Origin of the sequence: Mailhella massiliensis, assembly GCF_020741395.1 — a bacterium.
GTDB lineage: Bacteria > Desulfobacterota > Desulfovibrionia > Desulfovibrionales > Desulfovibrionaceae > Mailhella > Mailhella massiliensis_A.
This window is the reverse complement of the sequence record NZ_DYZA01000156.1, coordinates 23,488-30,573: the sequence shown is the minus strand read 5'-3', so window position 1 is coordinate 30,573 and position 7,086 is coordinate 23,488. Positions and strand designations below refer to the sequence as shown.

Genomic DNA, 7,086 nt, shown 5'->3' with positions numbered 1-7,086 from the left:
CTTCCATCTGAAAATCCACGCGGATTTTGAACAGCTTTTCGGCCGGAAGATTCATGACGGGCACGCCGGTGCGTTCCTCAATGCCCGCGATGGTGGCGCACACGTCTTCCCAGGAAGGGCCGATGAGTGTGAACCAGATATTGAATTCGTGGTTGCGCAGGTAGTTGTGCGTCACTCCGGGCAGGGCGTTCACATCGGCGATGAAGGCGTCGAGCTTCTCTTCCGGCACATGCGCGCCGCAGAGCGTGGAGCGGAAGCCCAGCTTCGCGGACTGGAAGTTGGCCCCCAGGCGGCGGATGATCTTTCTTTCCTTCAGGGACTTCACACGGCAAAGCGTTTCCTCTTCGGAAATGCCGAGTTTTTTTCCCAGCTCCTCATAGGGGCGAGGAACCAAGGGAAAATCCGTCTGGATGATATCCAGAAGTTTTCTGTCGATGAGGTCCATGGATTCGGTCTGTGCCATAGAGGTGCTCCTTGAGGCCCGGGGAGGCGCTCTTTCCGTATCGTCCTTTTCCGGGGAGAGGGCGGGGTATCGTGCGGGGAACGGCCCGGGAGGGGCCCGGTTTTTCTTGCCGGGAGAGTTCCGGGCGACGCGGACTCCGTCCTTCCGGCGGGGAATGATGCGCAGGCTCTTCGCGGAAGGCCAGCCGCGCAATGTGCGCCGTGTCTTCCGCGAAGCCCTGACGGGTTATTTTGCAGCCTTGGGCTGATACAGGCACAGGGGTTCCTGAGCCATGGGATCGTCGGTCATGCTGTAGGCCCTGGCGCGGCAACCGCCGCATACCTTGTGGTACTCGCACACGCCGCATTTGCCCTTGTAGGCGCTCTGATCGCGGAATTTGAGGAACCACGGGGTCTTTTTCCAAAGCTCGGGGAAGGGCGTGTTTCTCACGTTGCCGCAGTCGAGAGTGAGGTATCCGCAGGGCTGGAGCTGTCCGGTATGGCTGATGAAGCAGAAGCCCGTGCCGCCGAGGCAGCCGCGCGTCATGGCGTCCATACCGAAGTTTTCCATGCTCACGCTCACTCCTTCCTCACGGGCGCGCTGGCGCATGATGCGGTAGTAGTGCGGCGCGCAGGTGGCTTTGAGGTGCATGGAGGTGGTTTTGCGGAAATCGTAGAACCAGTGCAGCACTTCCTCGTATTCCTCGGCGGAGATGACTTCTTCCTGAATTTCCGCGGCCCGGCCCATGGGCACAAGCAGGAAGATATGCCAGGCCACGGCCCCTATGCGCTCGCACAGGTGGAAGATATCCTTGAAGGAATGAAGGTTGCTCTTGGTTACCGTGGTATTGATTTGAAATTCCACTCCTTCGGCCTTGAGGTATTCGATGCCGCGCATGGAGGCGTCGAAGGCTCCGGGCACGCCCCGGAAGGCGTCGTGGCTTGCGGCGTCCGCCCCGTCGATGGAGATGGAGCAGCGCTGGAATCCGGCTTCCCTGATTTTTCGGGCGCTTTCCGGCGTGATGAGCGTGCCGTTGGGCGACATGACGCAGCGAAGCCCCTTGTCGCGGGCATAGGCGGCGAGCTCATACACGTCGGGCCGCATCATGGGGTCGCCCCCGGTGAAGATGATGATGGGCTCGCCCACTTCCGGGAAGGTGTCGATGAGCGCTTTGGCCTCGGAGGTGGAAAGTTCCCCCTCATAGGGTTCGGGATGGGCCTCGGCCCGGCAGTGCTTGCAGGCCAGGTTGCAGGAGCGCGTCACTTCCCATGCGATGAGGCGGCATTTGGGCGAGCCGTCGGGCAGAAGGCGCGCCTTGCCGCCGTGACCCATGGAATGGTCTCCCGGCATGCCGTCGGCGGGCCTGCCCATGGGATGCCCGCCGGGGTGGCAGGCCCCCAGAGTGGACGGGGCGGAATCGTGGCCGGCCATCAGCGTATCCATCCTTCGCGGAGGGCTTCCGCAGCGAAGTAGGTGATGATCATCTTGGAGCCGGAGCGCTTGAGCCCGATGAGAGATTCCATGATGACGGCCTTGCGGTCGATCCAGCCGTTTTCCGCGGCGGCACAGATGAGGGAGTATTCGCCGCTCACCTGATAGGAAACGAGCGGTACGTCGAAGCTGTCGTGCATGAGGCGGATCACGTCCTGATAGGGGCCGGCGGGCTTGACGATGAACATGTCCGCGCCTTCCTCAATATCGGCCTGCATTTCGCGCAGCGCTTCCTGTACGTTGCCCGGATCCATCTGATAGGTGCGGCGGTCGCCGAAATGGGGGGCGGATTCGGCCGCGTCGCGGAAGGGACCGTAGTAGGCGGAGGCGTACTTCACTGCGTAGGACATGACGGGGATTTCCTCAAATCCCGCTTTGTCCAGAGCGGTACGGATGGCGAGAACACGCCCGTCCATCATGTCGGAGGGCGCGATCACGTCCGCTCCGGCCTCGGCCTGGGAAACGGCGGTTTTCGCCAGAAGGTCGAGGGTGGGGTCGTTGAGCACATGCCCCGTCCTGTCGCCGTCGGCGATGATGCCGCAGTGCCCGTGGGACGTGTATTCGCAAAGGCACAGGTCGGTGACGACGATGAGGTCGGGCCAGTTCTTTTTAATCATGCGTGTGGCGCGCTGCACGATGCCGTTTTTGGCGTAGGCGCCGGAGCCCACAGGGTCCTTTTCGGCGGGAATACCGAAGAGCAGTACGGCGCGAAGGCCAGTCCCCACGGCAGCGCCGATTTCCTTTTCCAGCTCGGCGAGGGACAGCTGATACTGACCGGGCATGGAGGCTATGGGCTGGCGGAAGTTTTCATCGGCCGTGTCCACCACAAAGTAGGGCATGATGAGGTCGGCGGAGGAAAGGGAAGTTTCGCGCACCATGTCGCGAAGAGCCGGAGTGCGGCGCAGGCGGCGGCCGCGATGGAAGGAAAGTTCAGTCATGGGGATATCCTTTGCGCCTTGCGGCGCGTAGCGGTAAAGGGAAAAACCTGAGGAAAGATAACACCGGCCCCCGGCTTTGAAAAGGGCCATGGGCACACACGGCGGAGTCGGCCTGCCTTCACGGTTCAGAGTTGGAAAAGGTATACCATTACGGGCATGGTGATCACGCACAAAAGGGTGGAGACCACGCTGATGAGGCTTGCGTATTCACCGTTGTGGCCGTAGAGATGCGCCATCTGCGTTACAGTGGAGGCGCAGGGCGCGGCGGCGGCAAGAAAGCTGATAAGAAGAATGGTGCCGCCGTCTTTCGTCCAGCCCGCAAGGCCGCTTGCACGGAACAGGAGCAGGGTGGCCAGAGGGAAGGCGATGAGGCGCAGGAACACTATGAGCGGAAGCTTTTTGTAGGCAAGAATGCGGCGCAGGTTCACGGAGCCTATGAGCATACCCGTGACGATCATGCACATGGGGCCCACCATGGCGCCTGTGGCGTGCACGGCGAGCCTCGGAATTTCGGGAAAATGCAGGCCGGAAACAAAGAGCAGCGCGCCTGCAAGCATGGCAAGAATGTTCACGTTGAGCAGAATGTTTTTCAGATGCACCTGGCCGTTTTTCTTGAGAAGCGTGTAGCAGTGCGTCCAAAAAAGTGCGGTCTGCCCGATGAGAAAACCGCTGGTGTAGATCACCCATTCCTGTCCGAAGACATAGATGACGATGGGAATGATGAGATTCCCGCCGTTGGAATAAATGGCCGAGGTCTGCTCCACGGGGTCGAGCCTGAGGGGGCGGCGTATGAGGGCGTTCAACGCTATGGCCAGTGACTGGGAGAGGGCCGCCGCCACGAGGGAAAGGAAGAGGCCGTGCAGCCGTTCCGGGGAAAATTCAATCTGAAAGGCATCGAGCATCATGCACGGGCCGACAATGTACAGGACAACGGCCGCAAGGGGAGCGCTGTCTTCGGCCTTGAGCAGGCGCAGGTGCACAATGGCATAGCCCATGAGCACCATGAGCAGCATGGCCGCTATCTGTTTACCGAGAAGAAGGGAAATGATCATGGAAAATTTCCTGGGGGCTTAGAGGAAGGAGGTGCCCTGTGACGCGGGAGGCATTAAAAAATAAACCGCTCATGCCTCGCGGGAGCGGAAAATAACAACATGAGGATATTTGACTTTTTTCAGTTGGAAGCGCGTCTGAAAAAGACGACATGCTCACTCCGGGATTGCCGGAGAAATCCTTCCGGGAGAGTACGGCGGATATCCGTAAAAACGGGGGGCCCCGCCGGAGCCTCCCCGTTTTGAGGTATTACTTGATGCCGATTTCCTCATCGGTGAGGTAACAGGCCGGATCTTCGGCCCATTCGTCGCCGTAGAAGGCTTCAGCGCGGGAGCGGAAGTTGCCGCCGCAGATATTGAGGAAGCGGCACTTTGCGCAGCGGCCCTTCACATGGGGCTTCTTGTCCTTGAGCTTGTGCAGAAGTTCGATGTTCGGGTCGTCCCATATCTCGGAGAAGGGGCGCTCAAGCACGTTGCCGAACACATGATGACGCCAGAACTGGTCGGCGGAAACGTCGCCGTTCCAGGAAATGCAGCCTATGCCCCGGCCGGAGCTGTTGCCCTCGTTGAACTGAAGAAGCTGGAACACTTCCTCGGCGCGCTTCGGGTCTTCCTTGAGCAGGCGCATCCACACATAGGGGCCGTCGGCGTGGTTGTCCACGGTGAGCACTTCCTTGGGAGTGCCCGCGTCGAAGCACTCGCGCGTCTTGTCCATGATGAGATCCACCATGGCGCGGGTTTCTTCATGGTTCAGGTCTTCATTGATGAGCTCCGTGCCGCGGCCGGAGTACACCAGGTGATAGAAGCAGACGCGGGGAATGTCGCGTTCGCGCAGGATATCGAAGATCTTGGGGACTTCCACGGCGTTGCGCTTGTTGATGGTGAAGCGCAGGCCCACTTTGATGCCTTCTTCACGGCAGTAGTCCAGCCCTTCCAGCGCGCGGCGGAAGGAGCCCTTCACCCCGCGGAAGTGGTCGTGTACTTCTTCGCCGCCGTCCAGGGAAACGCCCACATAAGAAAGTCCCACGGCCTTGAGTTCCTTGGCCATGGCACGGTCGATGAGGGTGCCGTTGGTGGAAATGACGGCGCGCATGCCCTTTGAGGTGGCATAGCTTGCAAGTTCCGGCAGATCCTTGCGGATGGTGGGTTCGCCGCCGGAAAAGAGCATGACGGGCGCGCCGTAGGCGGCGAGGTCGTCGATCATGATCTTGGCCTGTTCCGTGGAAATGGGATCCACGCCTTTGTCCGTTTCGGCCTGGGCATAGCAGTGCACGCATTTAAGGTTGCAGCGGCGCGTCATGTTCCAGACCACCACGGGCTTCTTGTCGGCGGAGAACTGAAGAAGGTGGGAAGGCAGCTTGCCGGAATGGCGTCCGTAACGCAGAGCGTCGGAAGGTTCCACCTGCCCGCAGTAGAGTTTGGAAATGCCAATCATGTACTATCCTCACAGATGCGCGTTGTTATGGAAAAGGAGCGGGGAAGACGGTTTTCCTCACCGCGCCACAAAGTGTCGCCGGCATTTTTTCAGAGAAAATGCGGAAGAACCGGGCCATTCGGCGTTGCGCCGCACTTTCCGGGCGCGGCATGTCCCGGCTGTGTTCAGGGCCTGCGCGGCCGGACGCCGGAACAGGGAACGGTCGTGGCGTCGCACTCCGGACGCTGTGAAAGCACGTTCCCGTTCCGGGGCCTTGCCGTTTTTCTCCTTTGCGCCGTAGGCTCCTTGAACCACGCTTGTGCAAAGGCCCTCAGGGCAGGCGCCCGTTCTGCGGCCGGGGGCCGAATGGGAGGCATCATAGACGCACTGGCCTCTGGAATCAAGTGATTCCAGTCATAAATCAGGAATAATTCCTGAAAAAAAGAAGGGCAGCTCCGTTCCCGTCAGAGAGGGAAACGACAGGGTACCATACAGCATATTGTAGTGGAAAGTAGCGCCGTTTTAGAGAGTACTGCTTTTGAACAATGTGGTGGATACGCTCATAACTTACTTGTTTATTAGGAAAATATCGTGAAAATCCCCGCAGATTCCTTGAGTCCTCCCGCACCTTGGAAAAATTTTAATTCAGGATGCCGCCTGCGAGCACGAAGCCGTCGCCGTCGTACACGGCGGCCACCTGCCCCGGGGCCGGGAGCTGCTGCGGGGAGAGGAACTCCACGATCATGCGCTCCCCGGACACGGAGACACGGGCCGGTACGGGCGCCTGATGGTAGCGCACGCGCACGAAAAGCTCTTCCGGCCAGAGCGCGGGCTCGACCATAAGGTTGAGTTCCCCGGCTGAACAGGAGAGGACGGGCAGCATATTTCTCGGGCCTACCACGAGGGTGTTGTCTTCCGGCCGCCTTTGCAGCACATAAAGAGGCTCCTTCCAGGCAATACGGAGCCCCCTGCGCTGGCCTTCGGTGTACTGCCAGAGCCCCCGATGTTCGGCGATGATCCGGTTTTCTCCGGCAAGCAGCACGGGCCCGGGGCCGGGCAGATTCAGACCTTCTTTTTTCTTTTTCTCCAGCCAGGCATAGTGATCATCGTCGGGTATGAAGCAGATTTCCTGGCTTTCGGAAGGCAGGGGAGGCGTATGGCCGCGTCCGGCAAGCCAGGCTCGGATATCCGTTTTTTTCCATGTTGAGAGAGGGAAGATACAGCGGCGAAGGCGCGCTGTGGGCACCAGGGCGAGAAAATAACTCTGATCCTTGGCGCCGTCCTTCCCGGCGCGGAGGGCGGTCCCGTACACGGGATGCTCTTCCATGGAGGCATAGTGGCCGGTGGCGAAGGTTTCTCCGTGAGCCGCAGCCGCATCGAGCAGACGGCCGAATTTCATGGCGCGGTTGCAGAGCGCGCAGGGGTTGGGCGTGCGGGCCATGGTGTGGGCAAGGGCGAAAGGCTCTATGACGGATCTGCGGAAGGCTTCCGAAAGGTCGGCCACGCGCAGGGGGATGCCGATGCTCCGGCAGAGTTTTTCCAGCGCGGGAACGGGGTCGTTTCCTGAAGAGGGGAGAAAGCGGGCGTGCAGGGCCGTGACGCTGTGGCCTTGTTCCTTGAGATAAAGCAGGGCGAAAAGGCTGTCGGTCCCGCCGCTTATGGCTACGGTAATGTTCATGGAGAGAGTGTGCCACCGGCCCGGCCCGAGGGCAAGGCTGTTTTCTTCGATTTTCGCCCGTTGCCAATGATCCG

Annotated in this window: 6 protein-coding genes; all 6 read right to left on the bottom strand. The window is 60.3% G+C overall.

What is annotated here, in order from left to right:
• A partial coding sequence (locus K8W16_RS07825; RefSeq protein WP_304122591.1) for an AsnC family transcriptional regulator occupies positions 1-463 on the bottom strand: 463 nt, incomplete at its 3' end.
• Positions 464-688: 225 nt separating this feature from the next.
• Entirely contained in the window at positions 689-1,792 is a 1,104-nt protein-coding gene (gene ahbD, locus K8W16_RS07820) for a heme b synthase (protein ID WP_304122592.1), read from the bottom strand.
• Positions 1,793-1,872: 80 nt separating this feature from the next.
• On the bottom strand, positions 1,873-2,871 hold the full coding sequence (hemB, locus tag K8W16_RS07815; protein WP_304122590.1) for a porphobilinogen synthase: 999 nt from the start codon (positions 2,869-2,871) through the stop codon (positions 1,873-1,875).
• A 125-nt stretch (positions 2,872-2,996) separates the two neighbouring features.
• Complete coding sequence (locus K8W16_RS07810; protein ID WP_304122589.1) at positions 2,997-3,923, bottom strand: AEC family transporter; 927 nt, start codon at positions 3,921-3,923, stop codon at positions 2,997-2,999.
• Positions 3,924-4,170: 247 nt separating this feature from the next.
• Positions 4,171-5,355 (bottom strand): 12,18-didecarboxysiroheme deacetylase, encoded by a 1,185-nt coding sequence (ahbC, locus tag K8W16_RS07805; protein WP_304122588.1) that lies wholly within the window; start codon positions 5,353-5,355, stop codon positions 4,171-4,173.
• A gap of 619 nt (positions 5,356-5,974) precedes the next feature.
• Positions 5,975-7,012: a tRNA-specific 2-thiouridylase gene (locus tag K8W16_RS07800; RefSeq protein ID WP_304122587.1), complete on the bottom strand. Its 1,038-nt coding sequence runs from the start codon at positions 7,010-7,012 to the stop codon at positions 5,975-5,977.
• Positions 7,013-7,086: the final 74 nt, after the last annotated feature.